16 protein-coding genes are annotated in these 17,693 nt (G+C 49.2%); 14 read left to right on the forward strand and 2 right to left on the reverse strand.

Features of this window, described 5'->3' with window-relative positions; all coding sequences use genetic code 11:
- The first annotated feature begins 27 nt into the window (after positions 1-27).
- Together cysK and LVJ83_RS05080 are read left to right on the forward strand one after the other, a co-directional pair.
- Positions 28-960, forward strand: a complete 933-nt coding sequence (cysK, locus tag LVJ83_RS05075) for a cysteine synthase A (protein ID WP_244786925.1) — start codon at positions 28-30, stop codon at positions 958-960.
- A gap of 536 nt (positions 961-1,496) precedes the next feature.
- Positions 1,497-1,982 (forward strand): prokaryotic membrane lipolipid attachment site family protein, encoded by a 486-nt coding sequence (locus LVJ83_RS05080; protein ID WP_244786927.1) that lies wholly within the window; start codon positions 1,497-1,499, stop codon positions 1,980-1,982.
- Between the two features lie 572 nt (positions 1,983-2,554).
- Here LVJ83_RS05080 and LVJ83_RS05085 read toward each other — a convergent pair.
- Entirely contained in the window at positions 2,555-2,920 is a 366-nt protein-coding gene (locus LVJ83_RS05085; RefSeq protein ID WP_244786929.1) for a YkvA family protein, read from the reverse strand.
- 314 nt (positions 2,921-3,234) lie between these two features.
- Between LVJ83_RS05085 and LVJ83_RS05090 the strand changes: the two genes are divergently transcribed.
- A complete protein-coding gene (locus LVJ83_RS05090; protein WP_244786931.1) occupies positions 3,235-3,945 on the forward strand; it encodes a hypothetical protein in 711 nt (236 codons plus the stop codon).
- Between the two features lie 102 nt (positions 3,946-4,047).
- Here the strand turns inward: LVJ83_RS05090 and LVJ83_RS05095 are convergent, their stop codons facing one another.
- The gene (locus LVJ83_RS05095; RefSeq protein WP_244786932.1) at positions 4,048-5,025 is read right to left on the reverse strand and encodes a malate dehydrogenase; all 978 of its coding nucleotides are present in this window, start codon (positions 5,023-5,025) and stop codon (positions 4,048-4,050) included.
- A gap of 327 nt (positions 5,026-5,352) precedes the next feature.
- On the opposite strand from LVJ83_RS05095, the gene LVJ83_RS05100 reads away from it, so the two are divergent.
- The 11 genes from LVJ83_RS05100 (at position 5,353) to lpdA (ending at position 17,271) form a co-directional block, all read left to right on the forward strand.
- Positions 5,353-5,628: a hypothetical protein gene (locus LVJ83_RS05100; protein WP_244786934.1), complete on the forward strand. Its 276-nt coding sequence runs from the start codon at positions 5,353-5,355 to the stop codon at positions 5,626-5,628.
- Positions 5,629-5,818: 190 nt separating this feature from the next.
- Complete coding sequence (sdhC, locus tag LVJ83_RS05105; protein WP_244786936.1) at positions 5,819-6,196, forward strand: succinate dehydrogenase, cytochrome b556 subunit; 378 nt, start codon at positions 5,819-5,821, stop codon at positions 6,194-6,196.
- Positions 6,190-6,537: a succinate dehydrogenase, hydrophobic membrane anchor protein gene (sdhD, locus tag LVJ83_RS05110; RefSeq protein WP_244786938.1), complete on the forward strand. Its 348-nt coding sequence runs from the start codon at positions 6,190-6,192 to the stop codon at positions 6,535-6,537. Before sdhC ends, sdhD begins: the two co-directional genes overlap by 7 nt.
- On the forward strand, positions 6,534-8,297 hold the full coding sequence (sdhA, locus tag LVJ83_RS05115) for a succinate dehydrogenase flavoprotein subunit (protein ID WP_244786940.1): 1,764 nt from the start codon (positions 6,534-6,536) through the stop codon (positions 8,295-8,297). Before sdhD ends, sdhA begins: the two co-directional genes overlap by 4 nt.
- A gap of 12 nt (positions 8,298-8,309) precedes the next feature.
- Positions 8,310-9,017 carry a succinate dehydrogenase iron-sulfur subunit gene (locus tag LVJ83_RS05120; protein WP_244786942.1) on the forward strand — a complete coding sequence of 236 codons (708 nt, stop codon included), beginning with the start codon at positions 8,310-8,312 and terminating at the stop codon, positions 9,015-9,017.
- Positions 9,018-9,020: 3 nt separating this feature from the next.
- Positions 9,021-9,269, forward strand: a complete 249-nt coding sequence (locus LVJ83_RS05125) for an FAD assembly factor SdhE (protein ID WP_244786944.1) — start codon at positions 9,021-9,023, stop codon at positions 9,267-9,269.
- A 360-nt stretch (positions 9,270-9,629) separates the two neighbouring features.
- Complete coding sequence (gene gltA / locus LVJ83_RS05130; RefSeq protein ID WP_244786946.1) at positions 9,630-10,913, forward strand: citrate synthase; 1,284 nt, start codon at positions 9,630-9,632, stop codon at positions 10,911-10,913.
- A gap of 268 nt (positions 10,914-11,181) precedes the next feature.
- Positions 11,182-14,013, forward strand: coding sequence for a 2-oxoglutarate dehydrogenase E1 component (locus LVJ83_RS05135; protein WP_244786948.1), 2,832 nt, complete (start codon positions 11,182-11,184; stop codon positions 14,011-14,013).
- A 59-nt stretch (positions 14,014-14,072) separates the two neighbouring features.
- Positions 14,073-15,278 carry a 2-oxoglutarate dehydrogenase complex dihydrolipoyllysine-residue succinyltransferase gene (odhB, locus tag LVJ83_RS05140; protein WP_244786950.1) on the forward strand — a complete coding sequence of 402 codons (1,206 nt, stop codon included), beginning with the start codon at positions 14,073-14,075 and terminating at the stop codon, positions 15,276-15,278.
- Between the two features lie 66 nt (positions 15,279-15,344).
- Positions 15,345-15,602 (forward strand): hypothetical protein, encoded by a 258-nt coding sequence (locus LVJ83_RS05145; protein WP_244786952.1) that lies wholly within the window; start codon positions 15,345-15,347, stop codon positions 15,600-15,602.
- 238 nt (positions 15,603-15,840) lie between these two features.
- Positions 15,841-17,271: a dihydrolipoyl dehydrogenase gene (lpdA, locus tag LVJ83_RS05150; RefSeq protein ID WP_244786954.1), complete on the forward strand. Its 1,431-nt coding sequence runs from the start codon at positions 15,841-15,843 to the stop codon at positions 17,269-17,271.
- The last annotated feature ends 422 nt before the right edge of the window (positions 17,272-17,693 follow it).

The following is a 17,693-nucleotide window of genomic DNA, read 5'->3' on the forward strand; positions in this document are numbered from 1 at the left end:
GATTTGTTTAATCAGGAGCTTCGAATTATGAATATTGCGCACAGCATCACCGATTTAATCGGCAATACCCCTTTAGTAGAACTGAACCGCCTTACCGAAGGCTTGGAAGCACGCGTAGTGGCTAAACTGGAATTTTTCAATCCGGGCAGCAGCGTGAAAGACCGTATTGCCGCATCTATGATTGAAGCTGCTGAAAAAGCAGGGAAAATCAATAAAGACACCGTTATCGTAGAAGCCACCAGCGGTAACACCGGTATCGGTTTGGCGATGGTGTGTGCTGCCCGCGGCTATAAACTGGCCATTACCATGCCGGAAAGCATGAGCAAAGAGCGCCGCATGCTGTTGCGCGCATTCGGTGCCGAATTGATTCTGACACCGGCGGCAGAAGGCATGGGTGGGGCAATTGCCAAAGCGCAGGCATTGGTTGACGAACATCCCGATACTTACTTTATGCCGCGTCAGTTTGATAACGAAGCCAATCCGCAAGTGCATCGGGAAACCACCGCAGAAGAAATTTGGCGCGATACCGATGGCGAAGTGGATATTTTTGTGGCAGGCGTGGGTACCGGCGGCACGGTAACCGGTGTGGGCGAAGTGTTGAAAGCCAAAAAACCGGGTGTGGAAATTGTTGCCATCGAGCCGGAGGCTTCGCCGGTGTTGAGCGGCGGTGAAAAAGGCCCGCATCCGATTCAGGGTATCGGTGCCGGATTTGTGCCCACCGTATTGAATACCGAGATTTACGACAGCATTATCCAAGTGCCGAATGAAGCTGCGTTCAGCACCGCCCGTGCGATTGCTGAAAAAGAAGGCATTTTGGTGGGCATTTCTTCCGGTGCTGCCGTTTGGAGCGCCTTGGAATTGGCGAAAAAACCTGAAAACAAAGGCAAATTGATTGTGGTGCTGATCCCGTCTTACGGCGAACGTTACCTTTCTACGCCGTTGTTTGCCGATTTGGTATAAGCATCCGTTGAACCATCAACAGGCCGTGTGTTTTCAGACGGCCTGTTGTAATTTGTGATTAGGGCATGGCCGCCTGAAACCAAGGATGCCATTATAGCCGTTAAGCTGATACCCATTGAAAAAGCAGGCAAGCAAGGCGGTGAACTGTCGGCAGCACATACATGCGGGGTTGATTGATTTGGTGCTTCAGCGCCTTAGTGAAACCAATCTTCTTCGAGCTCAGGCGAACCAATGTTGTTAGGTTATTTTTGTGAATGGGTGTGCATCGTTCTGCTTTGTTGTTCGGCCTGTGTTCAAAGAGAATCGGCATTTTGACAATTTGATTTACGGGTATATCTTGCTCCTGAAAATGTATCTGCCGGGCTGAAAATCCTTGCAATATGCTTAATTTTGCTGTGTTTTTCGTCCGGTATCTGTATTATCAAGAACAAAAACTCCCTCTATAGCGCAGTAGAAGTGTTGCAATTAAGCAGAAATTATCGCCGCTTGTTTTTTAGCATTTGGCCTATTGGAAAAACCTGATTATAATAAACCTTATGAAAAAACATCTTCCTCTCTTATTTGCATTGGCGGCGCTTTCCGGCTGTAGTTCGATTTATCTGCCTACACTCAAAGAAGTGCCTGTCCGGCCAACCAATACCACCGTGGATACCTCAAAAGACACTTATCGTTTGGCTTCACGCCATTGGACTGATGTCTCTAAAATCCGCGATGAAGCCACACGCCTCAGTTATCAGGTAAGCCAAGGCCAGATTACCAAGGTGCAGGCGGCGCAATATCTCAACCGCTACCGTATCCAATTGGTAGGGCGTAATGCGGTGGATGACAGCATGTATGAAGTTTATCTGCGCTCTGCCGTAGACAGCCAGCGTGGTGAAATCAATACGGCACAATCCAAGCTGTATATTCAAAATGCTTTGAAAGGTTGGCAGCAGCGCTGGCCGAGCATGCGCAGCAAACCGTCAAATCCTGCTTTTACCAACTTCCTGATGGAAGTGATGAACATGAAGCCCTTGCAATAAACAGTTTTAAACTCTTGGGTTTATAAATCAAGGCCGTCTGAAACACTGATAAAACCGTGTTTCAGACGGCCTTGATTTGTTTTACAGGTTCATATTCATTCATTCGAAATTAAGCTGACAAGATGGAGAGCTGAAAACAGTATGCGCAGTAAGTATGGCAAACCAACGTGATGATACCCACAAAAGTCAGCTAACCAGGCGGCGAGCCGAAGATAGTGCACACATACGGTAAGACGAGCTAATGCCGTTAGGTTATTTTTATGAATGGGTATGAGATGATTTTTATATTTTTATAAATGAATATCAACCACGATGATATCTCATCTTCGGTTTCGGAATATTTTTTAAGATATACCTATTTGAAAAGCCATGCTGATAATGAATATGGCGAAATGATGGAGGCCGTCTGAAATTTCAGACGGCCTCAATAAACGATATATGCTGAATCAAATTTTGCTTGCGGTCGTGATGTTGATGATGAAGCGGTAAGACAACATAGGCCGGCTTTATCCGGCAAACAACGCATCGTTTGAAAACAAGCTCAGCATATTTGATGGTTTTTTTGTCGGATTTTATTTGCCCAACAACTTGTTGGTGGCCAATCGGGCGCGTTCACGGATTTCATCGGTCAGGTAACTTTTCATTTGTGAATAAACTAAGGCAATCACTGCGACATCATCGGTAAAGCCCAGCGGGCCGAGCAGATCAGGGATGCTGTCAATCGGGCTGAAAAAATATACTAAAGCGCCCAGAATAATCATTTTGGCGCGGCGGGGCGTTGTCGGGTCTTTGAATAAAAAATAAAGGGCATAGAGCTGACGTACGGCCGGCGCACCCAAGCGCCCGGCAAAACGAGCCAGCTTTTTCAAAAAGCCCGGCTCATCGAGCTGCTTGCGGCGGAATTTGGGAATGAAATCTTCCGGTGCAGCATTATTCATAATCAGTCCTTTCAAGTATGGGCCTGCCGGCATGGTGTGGAGCAAATGGTATCCGTTCATTGCGCCGGCAGACTTCAGAAAATCATTGGTAAATAATATAGGGAAAAGATGATGTGTTTCAAGGGCGCGGGTATGGGCTTTGCTTGATTTTAAACATAGGCGGGGTGCCTGGTGGAAGTGTGAACGGGGTTTTGCATGTATTGGGCTAAAAATTATTTAGTCAGTATGCTTAAATATAAAATTTACTATCAAATATATTTACAATGTTTATATTGGTGTAGTATAATTACTCTATATGTGATGGGGCACTCATAATGGAAAAGCACAGCTGGAATAAATTGGTCACCTCTTCGGTGTCTATGGCCTTTTTGGCAATCACAAGCTGGGCAACTGCTTACAGTTATGGCTGGGGGCAGGCGGCGTATTATGGTTATCCTTGGTGGCATGTGGAAGTGGGGCGCAGCAATATCGCGCGCAGTATTGCTTATGTGGGCGTGGTTTCCCTCACGTTGCTGGTCAGCTATATTTTGGGTTATGTGCTGTTGTGTGCTGTCAAGAAGACCCAGCTGTTTACCAATGTGGGCTGCTTGCGTATTTTTGTATTGATTTCGGTATTTTTTGCACCGGTTGCGCTTGGTTTTTATATTTTTGCGGGTCATTTACCGCTTTATTTGTGGTCGGGCTATTTGCTGTTTGGGTTGGCGGTTTCGATTATCTTTCACCGGAAAGGTAATTTATTCACGTTGGATTTCGGCCGGCATAAAAATAAAGAGCAATATTCATTGGCTTTTTTAATATTTATTTTTCTGTATTTTTCTGGATTGGCCTATGGCATCGGTTGGTTGCGGCCGTATTTCAGAACCACTTATGATGTGGTTACTTTTAACCAACGCAGCTATTATTTATTGGCCAGCAACAGTGATACTTATATTTTGGCCGAAAAAATAAAGCATAATCAAAAGTTTGTGTTTTTTAATTATAAAACGCTTATGGGTTATGAAATCAATGTGGTGAATATAAAATAGAGGATGTTTGTAAAAAGTGTAAAGCAAAGGCCGTCTGAAACCTGATGTTCAGACGGCCTTTATGATGCTGATTTTAAATATATTGTTGCTTTTCAGAAGGGGTTACAGCAAATGGGCAACACCTGCTTTTTCTTCTTCAAGCTCTTGCAGGGTGATATTAATACGCTCACGGCTGAATTCATCAATTTCCAAGCCTTCAACCAACTTATATTCGCCATTTTCACAAGTAACCGGGAAGCCGAACATAGTGCCTTCGGGAATGCCGTAAGAACCGTCGGAAGGAATGCCCATGGTTACCCATTTGCCATTGGTGCCGAGCACCCAGTCGTGAATATGGTCGATGGCGGCATTGGCCGCAGATGCAGCAGAAGAAAGGCCGCGGGCTTCAATAATGGCCGCGCCGCGCTTGCCTACGGTAGGCAGGAAAACATCCGCGTTCCATGCCTGATCGTTAATCAAGTCTTTAACGCTTTCACCGTTAACAGTGGCAAAACGGTAATCGGCATACATGGTGGGCGAGTGGTTGCCCCATACACACAGGTTTTCGATATCGGCAACAGCTTTGCCGGTTTTCTCGGCAACCTGGCTTAGGGCGCGGTTATGATCCAGGCGCAGCATGGCGGTAAAGTTTTTGGCAGGCAGATCAGGAGCCGATTTCATGGCAATGTAGGCGTTGGTGTTGGCGGGATTGCCCACAACCAATACTTTGACATTGCGGTCGGCTACTTTATTTAATGCTGCACCCTGCACGGTAAAGATGGCGGCGTTGGCTTGCAGCAAATCGGCACGTTCCATGCCTTTGCTGCGCGGACGGGATCCGATCAGAATGGCAATTTGTGCATCTTTAAAGGCTTCTTCAGGATTATCGGTGGTAAACATGCCGGCCAAAAGCGGAAATGCACAGTCTTGCAGCTCCATCATGACGCCTTTTACAGCATTTTGCGCCTGAGGCAAATCAAGCAGTTGAAGGATGACGGGTTGGTCTTTACCGAGCATTTCGCCGCTGGCAATGCGGAACAGAATAGCATAGCCGATTTGGCCTGCTGCGCCGGTAACGGCAACACGAACGGGTGATTTCATACCAAGATTCTCCTGAGTGAACGGTGTTATTGGAATACAGCATCTTTAAAAACAGTTTGAGAATATATTGTCATATTATTCAGTTATGCTCAATATTGCATATCCGTTTTTAAGGCGCTGCAGGCTGTTTGGCGGCCCGGCGGTTTTATTTCTATAGAATCAAATAATGCTGCCGAAGTGAATTAAGTTTTGTAGGCCGATCTGCAACAATCTGTATCATACCAAAATTATAAAAAGGGGCAATAATATTTTGTAATCGCTTGAAACTTTATCTAGAGGCAGAAAATAGTAAATCTGGGAAATCAATCTATTATGCGGTTATGCTGTTTGTGGGCAAATATTGCAGGTGCCGTCTTGGTTATGTGCTTGCTATTGCTGATAATGCCGACGGGCATAATTGCTGAATATGGCGGTTTTGCTGAATATTTCAAAAAAAGTGATTGTCATATTGGATGCATTGATGGCGAAGCTGAATCATTGTTGTTTGGCCGCAGCATAGTCAATGACAATGAAATTATAGAGTGTGTCAATGGCCGAAGTGGTCGGCAGAACGAAATACGGTTGCTTAAGTTGTTGTTGTTGCTGGATTCTGAGTGGGTGTAATCGGATGAAAGCCCTTTATTTTGTAAGACTGTTGTTAAATTTCATTAAAAAATATCTAGAAAGGGCTGTTCAATAACTGGTAAACGATGTAAATTATGCGCTACCGTAGTTCCGTGTAATCTGTAGTAGCGATTGGCGGATCTGCTTCGGTTTTGAGTTTTTGAGAAAAACATTATAAAGAGGAATTGAAATGCAGACGAAACAGCGCCCTGTATTCCTTGAAATCCCCAACATCAGGTTGCCGATTCCCGGGATTGTTTCTATTCTGCACCGCATCAGCGGGGTCATTTTATTTGTGAGCCTGCCGTTACTGCTGTGCTTTCTGGCCGGTACGCTGAGCAGCGAATCCGCATTTGCCACGTATCAATCGGTCGTTTCCCATCCCTTGGTCAAATTGGCGTTGATCGGCTTGTTGTGGGCTTATCTGCACCACTCGATTGCCGGTATCCGTTTTCTGCTGCTTGATGCCCATAAAGGCTTGGAGCTGCATACGGCGCGTGCTACGGCGAAATTTACGCTGGTAGCCGCTTTGGTGTTGACCGTTATTTTGGGGGCGTGGTTATGGTAGACCGTAAACTGGCCGGCGCGCACTATGGTTTGCGTGATTGGGCGATGCAGCGTATTACTGCGGTAATTATGCTGATTTATACCGTTGCTTTTGTTATTTTTTTACTGGCTTTGCCGAGCAGTTATGAGGCATGGCAGTCGTTTTTTGCCCAGACCTGGGTGAAGGTTTTGACTCAAGTTACTTTTGTGGCGTTGTTTTTGCACGCATGGGTCGGTATCCGCGATTTGTGGATGGACTATGTGAAGTCGTTCGGCTTGCGCTTGTTTTTGCAATCGGCCACCATCGTTTGGCTGGCGGGCTGTTTGGTTTATTCAGTTAAAGTAATTTGGGGGTTGGTATGAGTTTTCCTGTTCGTAAATTTGATGCCGTGATTGTCGGCGGCGGCGGCGCCGGGTTGCGTGCTGCTTTGCAGTTGTCCAAATCCGGTTTGAATACTGCTGTATTATCTAAAGTGTTCCCTACCCGTTCGCATACTGTTGCGGCTCAAGGCGGCATTTCCGCATCGTTGGGCAATGTGCAGGAAGACCGTTGGGACTGGCACATGTACGACACCGTAAAGGGTTCCGATTGGCTGGGCGACCAAGATGCGATTGAATTTATGACCCGCCGTGCACCGGAAGCTGTGATTGAGCTGGAGCATATGGGCATGCCGTTTGACCGTGTGGAAAGCGGCAAGATTTACCAGCGCCCGTTTGGCGGCCATACTGCGGAACACGGTAAACGTGCGGTAGAGCGCGCTTGCGCTGTGGCCGACCGTACCGGTCATGCGATGTTGCACACGCTGTATCAGCAAAACGTGCGCGCCAATACACAGTTTTTTGTGGAATGGACAGCGCTGGATTTAATCCGCAATGAAGACGGCGATGTTATCGGTGTTACGGCGATGGAAATGGAAACCGGCGAGGTTTATATTTTCCACGCCAAAGCTGTGTTGTTTGCTACCGGCGGCGCGGGGCGTATTTATGCGTCTTCCACCAATGCATTTATGAATACCGGCGACGGCCTGGGCATTTGCGCCCGTGCCGGTATTCCGTTGGAAGATATGGAATTTTGGCAATTTCACCCCACCGGCGTGGCCGGTGCCGGCGTGTTGATTACTGAAGGTGTGCGTGGTGAGGGCGGTATTCTGCTCAACTGCGATGGCGAGCGTTTTATGGAACGCTATGCGCCTACCGTGAAAGATTTGGCTTCACGCGATGTGGTATCCCGCGCCATGGCCATGGAAATTCATGAAGGCCGGGGCTGCGGTAAAAATAAAGACCATGTACTGTTGAAAATCGATCATATCGGTGCTGAAAAGATTATGGAAAAACTGCCGGGTATCCGCGAGATTGCCATTCAGTTTGCCGGTATCGATCCGATTAAAGACCCGATTCCGGTGGTGCCGACCAACCATTACATGATGGGCGGTATTCCTACCAATTATCTGGGTGAAGTGATTGTGCCGAAAGACGGTGAATACGAAGTGCCGGTCAAAGGCCTGTATGCCGCAGGCGAATGTGCCTGTGCGTCTGTGCACGGTGCCAACCGGTTGGGCACGAATTCGCTGCTGGATTTGGTGGTATTCGGTAAATCGGCCGGCGACAGCATGGTGGATTATGTGAAGGCGCAAGAGGATTGGAAAGCGCTGCCTGCCGATGCGGGTGCTTTAACGGCACAGCGTCTGGCGCGTTTGGAAAACCAAACCGGCGGCGAAAATGTAGACGAAGTGCGCCGTGATCTGCAACGCATGGTGCAAGGCCATGCCGGCGTATTCCGCACCGATGCCATCCTGAAGGAGGGCGTGGATAAAGTGATGGAAATCGCTGAGCGCGTGAAAAAAACCGAAATCAAAGATAAAAGCAAGGTATGGAATACTGCGCGTATCGAAGCGTTGGAGCTGGATAACCTGATTGAAGTGGCTAAAGCCACACTGGTTTCTGCTGAAGCGCGTAAAGAGTCGCGCGGCGCCCACGCTTCAGACGACCATCCTGAGCGTGACGATGAAAATTGGATGAAACATACACTGTATCATCCGCTCACCAATACCCTGACTTACAAACCGGTTCATACCAAACCACTTACCGTAGAATATATCGAACCGGCCAAACGCGTTTACTAAGGAACACAACACATGGAAAAAATACATTTTCAAGTGTACCGCTACAATCCTGATGTGGATGCCAAGCCGTACATGCAAGATTACGAATTGGAAATCGAGCCCAGCGATGTGAAGCTGCTTGATGCGCTGGTCAAGCTCAAAGCGCAAGACGACAGCTTGTCGTTCCGCCGCTCCTGCCGCGAAGGCATTTGCGGTTCAGACGGCATGAATATCAACGGCAAAAACGGTTTGGCCTGCCTTACTGATATCCGCAGCCTCAAGCAGCCTATCAAGCTGCGGCCGCTGCCGGGTTTGCCGGTGATTCGTGATTTGATTGTAGACATGACTCAGTTTTTCAAACAATATCACTCCATCAAGCCGTATGTGGTGAACGATGAGCCGGTAGATGCCAACAAAGAGCGTCTGCAAAGCCAGGACGACCGTAAAGAATTGGACGGCCTGTATGAATGCATTCTCTGCGCTTGCTGTTCGACCGCCTGCCCGTCGTTTTGGTGGAATCCCGATAAATTTGTCGGCCCGTCAGGTTTGCTCAACGCCTACCGCTTTATTGCCGACAGCCGCGACACCATCACCAACGAGCGTTTGGACGACCTCAACGATCCATATCGTCTGTTCCGCTGCCACACCATTATGAACTGCGTGGACGTGTGCCCGAAACACTTGAATCCTACCCGCGCCATCGGTAAGATTAAAGAAATCATGTTGAAACGGGCCGTGTAAACGATGACCAAGTTTGACGACACCGAGAAGCGGCGCATCCGCTTCCAAACCCGCCGTGGGCTGCTCGAGCTGGATATTCTGCTCGGGCGGTTTATGGATAAGAAATTCCAGCACCTGAGCGATGATGAATTGACTGTGTTTGTAGAAATTTTGGATTTGCCTGACCAGCAGTTTTTAGCCTTAGTCAACCAAAAAGAAGCAACCGACAAACAGCATTTTATCCCGCTGTTGGAAAAAATCAGAAAGGCCTGATGCAGCCTTAGGGTATCCTGACCATTCATATATCATCACCTTTTTTGCGCGAAAAGCACATCTGCTGCGTTAAAAAGCCTTGTAAGATGTTTAATCTTGCTGCGTTTTTTGCCTGGCATCTGTATTTTTCTCACAAGAAATCTGAATCATTCTGAATGGTCAGGGCACCCTAGGGTTTCCAGACGATTTGTTTATGAGGAATTTTTACTCCTAAAATGCAGATTTAAGGCAAAAATACTCAGAAACCGAATGGTTTGGAAACGTTGGCTTCACAAGCATGATGTACTGGCCGTCTGAAACAAAAAACCAAGCAGTTTAGGCTGCAACAGCTTTCACATAAGAAAAAAGGAGTTAAAAGAGATGTCTAAAAACGTTAAATTGCAACTGGAAGGCAAAGAAACTTTAGAGTTGCCGGTATTGGAAGGCACCTTGGGCAATGATGTGGTCGATATCCGCACCTTTACCAAAGGCACCGGCATGTTTACTTTTGATCCGGGCTTCGTATCTACAGCAAGTTGCGAGTCAAAAATTACATTTATTGACGGTGAAAAAGGCCAACTTTATTATCGCGGTTATCCGATTGAGCAGCTGGCTGAAAACAGCGATTATCTGGAAACCTGCTATCTGCTGATTAACGGCGAACTGCCTACAGCCGAGCAAAAAGCCAAATTCGAGCACACCGTATCGCGCCATACCATGGTGCATGAGCAGCTGACCTGGTTCTTCCGCGGCTTCCGCCGTGATGCCCACCCGATGGCGATGATGGTCGGCGTGGTCGGTGCATTGGCCGCTTTTTACCAAGACAGTCTCGACATCAGCAATGCCGATCACCGCCGCATTGCCGAATTCCGCCTAATTTCTAAAATCCCGACGATTGCGGCCATGTGTTACCGTTATTCCAACGGTTTGCCGTTTAATTATCCGAAAAACGATTTGTCATATACAGCCAACTTCATGTATATGATGTTTGCCACACCTTGTGAAGAGTATGTGCCCAACCCGGTGTTGGTGCGTGCGCTTGATCGCATCTTTATCCTGCATGCCGATCACGAGCAAAATGCTTCTACCTCTACCGTGCGCCTGGCCGGTTCTTCAGGTGCCAATCCGTTTGCTTGTATTGCCGCCGGTATTGCCAGCCTGTGGGGTCCTGCTCATGGCGGCGCCAATGAGGCCGTGCTGAAAATGCTGGATGAAATCGGTGATGTATCGCGTGTGCCTGAGTTTATGGAAGGTGTGAAAGAGCGCAAATACCGCCTGATGGGCTTCGGCCACCGCGTATACCGTAATATGGATCCGCGCGCGAGCATTATGCGTGAAACCTGCTATGAAGTGCTGAAAGAATTGGGTCTGGAAAACGATCCGAAATTCAAATTGGCCATGGAGCTTGAAAAAATCGCACTCAACGACGAATTCTTCATCGAGCGCAAACTGTATCCGAATGTTGATTTCTACTCAGGCATCGTATTGTCGGCACTGGGTATCCCGGTATCGATGTTTACCGTGATTTTTGCATTGGCACGCACCGTCGGCTGGATTTCGCACTGGCATGAAATGATCGCTGAACCGGGCCAGAAAATCGGCCGTCCGCGCCAGCTCTACACAGGCTCGCCGCGCCGCGATTATGTACCGGTAGACAAACGCTGAGTGTTCACGACATCAAACGGCCGTTTTAATGGTTTTCAGACGGCCTGTTTGACAAACATCGCATTTTGTCTGTTCGGAGATAAAGTTTGGTGTTGGCGTATATTGATCTGCAACAGTTTTTGGTTAAAGCAGCATAGGTTAAATGTCAACAATATCTGGCGATAGACGACTACGGAGAGTAGAATAGGCCATATTTCAGAAACAGCCGTTTTGTTTTGAAATAAGGCAGGTTCTACTCTTTATTTTTAACAGAAAAAGGGCATAAGCCATGATGGACGACAAACAGAGCTTTTCATATTTATTCGGCTCTAACGCACCTTATATTGAAGAGTTATACGAAAATTTCCTCAACGATCCCAATTCAGTAGACGAGCACTGGAAACAATATTTTACCCAGCTTGCTGCCCAACCCGGCGCAGTAGAGCGTGATGTGGCGCACCGGCCGATTCAAGAATCATTTGCCAACCTGGCCAAACGCAAGGCCACGGCCGCCGTGTCCGGCGGTATGGACTTTAATCTGATGCAGAAGCAAGTGTCGGTGTTGCGCCTGATGTCTGCTTACCGTATTCAAGGTGCCGGCGCTGCCCAGCTTGATCCGCTCAAGCGACGCCAGGCCACCAATATCGAGGCACTCAGCCCGGCCTATCACGGTCTGACCGATGCCGATATGGCGGTACAATTCCGCATGGGCGAGGGCGATTTTGCCGGCAGCGACAAATTGCAGCTGTCTGAGTTGATCAGCAAATTAAAACAAACATATTGCGGCCATATCGGCATCGAATACATGCATATTTCCGATTCCGAAGAGCGCCGCTGGATCCGCAACCGCTTTGAAACCGATCTTTCTACCCCCAAATACAATGCGGAAGAAAAACGCCGTATTCTGAAACAAATCACCGCTGCCGAAACGCTGGAGCGCTACCTGCACACCAAATATGTCGGCCAAAAACGCTTTTCGCTCGAAGGCGGCGAGAGCACCATTGCCGGTTTGAATTATCTGATTCAAAATTCCGGCCAAGACGGTGTGGAAGAAGTGATTATCGGCATGGCACACCGTGGCCGTCTGAATGTGTTGGTGAACACCTTGGGCAAGCTGCCGCGCGATTTGTTTGCCGAATTCGAAGGCAAGGCAGAGGCAACCCTGCCTAGCGGCGATGTGAAATACCACATGGGTTTCAGCTCGGATATCGCTACCCCTCACGGCCCGATGCACGTTTCATTGGCATTCAACCCCTCTCATCTGGAAATTGTCAATCCGGTGGTAGAAGGCTCGGCTCGCGCCCGTCAGCGCCGCTACGGCGCCAACGGCCAAGAAGCCATTTTGCCGGTGCTGATTCACGGCGACTCAGCCTTTATCGGCTTGGGCGTCAACCAAGCGACTTTCAACCTTTCCAAAACCCGCGGCTACACCACGGGCGGCACCATTCACATCGTAATTAACAACCAAATCGGCTTTACCACTTCCGATGTTCGCGATACCCGCTCAACTGCGTATTGCACCGATATTGCCAAAATGGTCGAAGCCCCGATTCTGCACGTTAACGGCGATGACCCGGAGGCTGTCTGCTACGTGATGCAAGTGGCTATGGATTACCGCAAACAGTTTAAAAAAGATGTGGTTATTGATTTGGTATGCTATCGCAAGCTCGGTCATAACGAAGGCGATGATCCCTTCCTGACCCAGCCGATGATGTATAAAGCCGTGTCGAAACACCCGGGCACCCGCGCCATTTATGCAGAAAAACTGGTTAATGAAGGGGTGGTTACCGCTGATGAAGCCGAATGCTTTATCCAGGAATACCGTGATGCACTCGATAAAGGCGAGCATGTCGAGCAAACCCGGATTACCGACTATCAGCGTAAAAACCTGATGGACTGGAGCCAATACAACGGCACAGAATGGGATATGCCGGTAGATACCTCGCTGCCGGCTGCTGATGTGAAGCGTTTGGCCGATAAGTTTACCGAAGCGCCGGAAAATTTCCAGCTGCACAACACCGTGAAAAAAGTGCTGGAAAACCGCAAAGCCATGTCGGTCGGCGAGCAACCGCTTGACTGGGGGATGGCCGAAACCCTTGCATATGCAAGTTTGGTAACCAATGGCACCGGTGTGCGCATTTCAGGTGAAGACTCCGGTCGCGGCACATTCTCGCACCGCCATGCCGTATTACACGACCAAAACCGCGAAAAAAGCGATGCCGGCGCCTATATACCGCTGCAACACATGGCCGACGGTCAGGCCGACTTTATGGTGATCGATTCGATTTTGAACGAAGAAGCCGTGTTGGCCTATGAATATGGCTTTGCCTGCTCTGCACCCGACAAACTCACGATTTGGGAAGCTCAGTTTGGCGACTTTGCCAACGGCGCGCAAGTGGCGATCGATCAGTTTATCACTTCTGGCGAAACCAAATGGGGCCGCCTGTGCGGGTTGACCGTGTTGCTGCCGCACGGCTATGACGGGCAGGGGCCGGAGCATTCCTCAGGTCGTTTGGAGCGTTGGCTGCAATTGTGTTCCGAACACAATATTCAGGTGGTAATGCCGTCTGAAGCGGCGCAAATGTTCCACATGTTGCGCCGTCAGGTATTGCGTCCGTATCGCAAACCGCTGATTGTATTCATGTCGAAACGTTTATTGCGCTTTAAAGATTCGATGAGCCCGCTGAGCGATGTAACCGAAGGCTCCGCTTTCCGCCCGGTTATCGGCGATGTGGAAGAGCGCGACAACAGCAAAGTAAAACGCGTGATTATTTGTGCCGGACAGGTGTATTACGATTTAGCCAAAGCGCGTGCAGAACGTGAATTGGTTGATGATGTTGCGATTGTGCGTTTGGAGCAGCTGTATCCCTTCCCCTATCAGGAAATCAAGGCCGAGCTGGCGAAATACAGCAACGCCCGGGAAGTGATGTGGGCGCAGGAAGAACCGCGCAACCAAGGTGCTTTTTACCAGATCCGCCACCGTATCGAACGCGTGTTGGAGCCGTCGCAAACACTCACGTTTGCCGGCCGTCCTACCAGCGCTTCGCCGGCCGTCGGCTATATGAGCAAACACGTTGCCCAGCTCAAACAGCTGCTGGATGATGCATTAAACTTCAACTAAACACCAAAGGCCGTCTGAAAACTGATTTCAGACGGCCACACATCCCACTGGAGAATAAAATGATTGTAGAAGTAAAAGTACCCGTGTTGTCTGAGAGTGTGTCTGAAGGCACTTTGATGTCTTGGCATAAAAAAGTCGGCGAATATGTGGAGCGCGACGAAATTCTGATTGATGTGGAAACCGATAAAGTGGTGCTGGAAGTGCCTTCACCGCAAGCCGGTGTGTTGGTGGAAATCATTGCACAAGACGGCGAGACGGTGGTGGCCGAACAATTGCTGGCCAAAATCGACACAGAAGCCAAGGCCGAAGCCGGCGCAGCAGCCCCGGCTGAAGACAACGGCAGCGATGAAGCCGCCGCCGAGCCCCAAGCCGCCGCTTCGTCAAACGCCCAAGCCGGCGTAGCCATGCCGGCAGCTGCCAAACTGGCTGCCGAAAAAGGCGTGGATGTGAACAGCGTTCAAGGTTCGGGACGTGACGGCCGCGTGTTGAAAGAAGACGTGCAAAAAGCTTCGGCTGCACCCAAAGCGGCTGCTGCCGTATCCGCAGCGCCTGCGCCTGCGGGCGAGCGCCCTGAGCAGCGTGTGCCGATGAGCCGCTTGCGCAGCCGTGTGGCCGAGCGTTTGCTGGCTTCCCAACATGAAAATGCCATTCTGACAACCTTTAATGAAGTTAATATGCAGCCGGTGATGGATTTGCGGGCCAAATACAAAGAAAAATTCGAAAAAGAGCATGGTGTCAAACTGGGCTTTATGTCGTTCTTTGTCAAAGCCGCGGTGGCTGCGCTGAAAAAATACCCGGTGGTCAACGCCTCTATCGACGGCAATGATATCGTGTATCACGGCTATTTCGACATCGGTATCGCCATCGGCAGCCCGCGCGGTTTGGTTGTGCCCATTTTGCGCGATGCCGATCAAATGAGCATTGCCGATATCGAAAAAGCCATCGTTGATTACGCTGTCAAAGCCAAAGACGGCAAAATCGCCTTGGAAGACCTCACCGGCGGCACGTTCAGCATTACCAACGGCGGCACTTTCGGTTCGATGATGTCTACCCCGATCATCAATCCGCCGCAATCGGCCATTTTGGGTATGCATGCCACTAAAGAACGCGCGATGGTGGAAAACGGCCAAGTAGTGGTGCGCCCGATGATGTATCTGGCGCTGTCTTACGACCACCGCATCATCGACGGCCGCGAAGCCGTGCTGACGCTGGTCACCATTAAAGATCTGCTGGAAGATCCGGCTCGTTTGCTGCTGGATTTGTAATCTCGTTTCAGACGGCCTGAATACATTATTCAGGCCGTCTGAAAAGATACTTTGAAAGGAGTCGTCATGAAATACGCTGTGTTGTTATCTGCTTTGGTGTTGAGCGCCTGTGCCGGTCTGGCAGGCAAAGAGTATTCGGTTGAGGCTTACAACAGCCGCGGCCAATTGTTGAATAAGCGTATCGCGTTAGACAGCAATAAAGCCGGTATTCCGGTGGCGCGTGATTCGCTGTGCAAAACTTATCCGAACGCCACTATCCGTGTTTACAACAATATCACCAAACAAGAATTGAAAGATGCCAGCCCGTATTCATGCCGGCGCTAACTGTAGAAAAGGCCGTCTGAATACCCATTGGTAAAAATAAGCGATAGCCGTTCAATGAAATGATCAACGTGGCGGCGAGCTGGTTGCCTTGCAGAGAGTAGGGCTGCCGGCCGATTTGGTGCTTTACGCTGTGTAAACCGGCTCCCTTTGAGCATAGCTGGGTTATTTTTTGTGAATGGGCATGATACGCGCAGACCGGTTTCAGACGGCCTCTGCTTACCGCATAAAGGATTGAAAAATGTCACAATTTGACGTAGTTGTTATCGGCGCCGGCCCCGGCGGATATATTGCCGCCATCCGCGCCGCGCAATTGGGTTTTAAAACCGCTTGCGTGGATGCCGGTTTGAATAAAGCGGGCGACGCCCCCGCACTCGGCGGCACTTGCCTCAACGTGGGCTGTATTCCCTCAAAAGCCCTGTTGCAATCTTCAGAGCATTTCCATGCCGCGCAACATGATTTTGCCGAACATGGCATTACTGTGGGCGAGGTGAAATTTGATGCTGCCAAAATGATTGAGCGTAAAGATGCGATTGTTACCAAGCTGACCGGCGGCATTAAATTTCTGTTTCAGAAAAACAAAGTTGAAAGCCTGTTTGGTAAAGGCAGCTTCAAAGGCAAAAACGGCGATTTATACCAAATCGAAGTTGATAACCATGGCGAAAAAAGCGTGGTTGAAGCCAAATATGTGATCGTGGCTACCGGCTCTGTGCCGCGCCCGCTGCCGCTGATTGATATTGATAATGTCAACGTGTTGGATAATGAAGGCGCACTGAATCTTATCGAAGTGCCGAAAAAACTCGGCGTTATCGGCTCCGGCGTGATTGGCCTGGAAATGGGCTCGGTGTGGAAGCGCGTCGGCTCAGAAGTTACCATTCTTGAAGCCATGCCCACTTTCTTGGCGGCGGCCGATCAGCAAATCGCCAAAGAGGCACTGAAAATCTTCACCAAAGAGCAAGGCCTGGCGATTGAGCTTGGTGTGAAAATCAGTGAAATCAAAAATACCGATAACGGTGTGAGCGTGTCTTACGAAGCGGGCGGCGCGCAGAAAACCGAAACCTTCGACAAGCTGATTATTTCCATCGGCCGTGTGCCGAATACCGATGGCCTCAATGCTGAAGCCGTAGGCCTGGAAAAAGACGAACGCGGTTTTGTTAAAGTGGATGACGAGTGCCGCACCAATCTGGCCAATGTTTGGGCCATCGGCGATGTGGTGCGCGGCCCGATGTTGGCACACAAAGCCAGTGATGAAGGTGTGGCGGTTGCCGAGCGCATTGCCGGTCAAAAACCGCATATCGATTTCAACAGCATTCCGTTTGTGATTTACACCGACCCCGAAATTGCCTGGGTGGGTCAAACGGAAGAGCAATTGAAAGAAGCCGGCATAGCCTATAAAAAAGGCACTTCAGGCTTCGGCGCCAACGGCCGCGCATTGGGCTTGGGCAAAGCGAAAGGCACTGTGAAAGTGTTGGCCGATGCCCAAACCGACCGCATTCTCGGTATACACATGATCGGGCCGATGGTTTCAGAGCTGGTGGCAGAGGGTGTGATGAGCATGGAATTCAAAGCCAGCAGCGAAGACATCGCCCGCATCGTGCATGCTCATCCGACTTTGTCTGAAGTGTTGCACGAAGCCTCATTGGCAGCAGACAAACGCGCCTTGCACGGCTAGGGTAGGGTTCCTCAGCGTTTTGATTCAGCATCAAGGTTATCCGGCATATTGTCGGATAACCTTGTTTTTTTGAACGGCATCAGGCCGCCTGAAAAATATTTGCTATTATTTTAATGTTAATAAATAAAAAATGGAGGTTGATTAGGCGTTATGGTTGTGATTGTCGGTATAAATCTACAAATGAGCTAATACAAGAGTCATACCCATTCACAAAAGTAAGCGAACAAGGCGGCGGGCCGAAGACAGCACGGTGAGCACGGAGCCGATTGACTTGGCGCTTCAGCGACTTAGTAAAACCAGCCCTCTTCGAGCTCAGGTGGGACAACGCCGTTAGGTTGTTTTTGTGAATGGGTATAAGCGTTGAAAATCATGAATATATAAAATATGCTTATAAAATATAAACCGATTGTTTGAAACCGATT

The sequence above is a fragment of the Uruburuella testudinis genome, assembly GCF_022870865.1.
Classification (GTDB): domain Bacteria; phylum Pseudomonadota; class Gammaproteobacteria; order Burkholderiales; family Neisseriaceae; genus Neisseria; species Neisseria testudinis.

What these genes read in the sequence shown, in the direction of transcription:
- cysK (WP_244786925.1), top strand. Translation starts at nt 28, where the DNA reads ATGAATATTGCGCACAGCATCACCGATTTAATCGGCAATACCCCTTTA.
- LVJ83_RS05080 (WP_244786927.1), top strand. Translation starts at nt 1,497, where the DNA reads ATGAAAAAACATCTTCCTCTCTTATTTGCATTGGCGGCGCTTTCCGGC.
- LVJ83_RS05085 (WP_244786929.1), bottom strand. Translation starts at nt 2,920, where the DNA reads ATGAATAATGCTGCACCGGAAGATTTCATTCCCAAATTCCGCCGCAAG.
- LVJ83_RS05090 (WP_244786931.1), top strand. Translation starts at nt 3,235, where the DNA reads ATGGAAAAGCACAGCTGGAATAAATTGGTCACCTCTTCGGTGTCTATG.
- LVJ83_RS05095 (WP_244786932.1), bottom strand. Translation starts at nt 5,025, where the DNA reads ATGAAATCACCCGTTCGTGTTGCCGTTACCGGCGCAGCAGGCCAAATC.
- sdhC (WP_244786936.1), top strand. Translation starts at nt 5,819, where the DNA reads ATGCAGACGAAACAGCGCCCTGTATTCCTTGAAATCCCCAACATCAGG.
- sdhD (WP_244786938.1), top strand. Translation starts at nt 6,190, where the DNA reads ATGGTAGACCGTAAACTGGCCGGCGCGCACTATGGTTTGCGTGATTGG.
- sdhA (WP_244786940.1), top strand. Translation starts at nt 6,534, where the DNA reads ATGAGTTTTCCTGTTCGTAAATTTGATGCCGTGATTGTCGGCGGCGGC.
- LVJ83_RS05120 (WP_244786942.1), top strand. Translation starts at nt 8,310, where the DNA reads ATGGAAAAAATACATTTTCAAGTGTACCGCTACAATCCTGATGTGGAT.
- LVJ83_RS05125 (WP_244786944.1), top strand. Translation starts at nt 9,021, where the DNA reads ATGACCAAGTTTGACGACACCGAGAAGCGGCGCATCCGCTTCCAAACC.
- gltA (WP_244786946.1), top strand. Translation starts at nt 9,630, where the DNA reads ATGTCTAAAAACGTTAAATTGCAACTGGAAGGCAAAGAAACTTTAGAG.
- LVJ83_RS05135 (WP_244786948.1), top strand. Translation starts at nt 11,182, where the DNA reads ATGATGGACGACAAACAGAGCTTTTCATATTTATTCGGCTCTAACGCA.
- odhB (WP_244786950.1), top strand. Translation starts at nt 14,073, where the DNA reads ATGATTGTAGAAGTAAAAGTACCCGTGTTGTCTGAGAGTGTGTCTGAA.
- LVJ83_RS05145 (WP_244786952.1), top strand. Translation starts at nt 15,345, where the DNA reads ATGAAATACGCTGTGTTGTTATCTGCTTTGGTGTTGAGCGCCTGTGCC.
- lpdA (WP_244786954.1), top strand. Translation starts at nt 15,841, where the DNA reads ATGTCACAATTTGACGTAGTTGTTATCGGCGCCGGCCCCGGCGGATAT.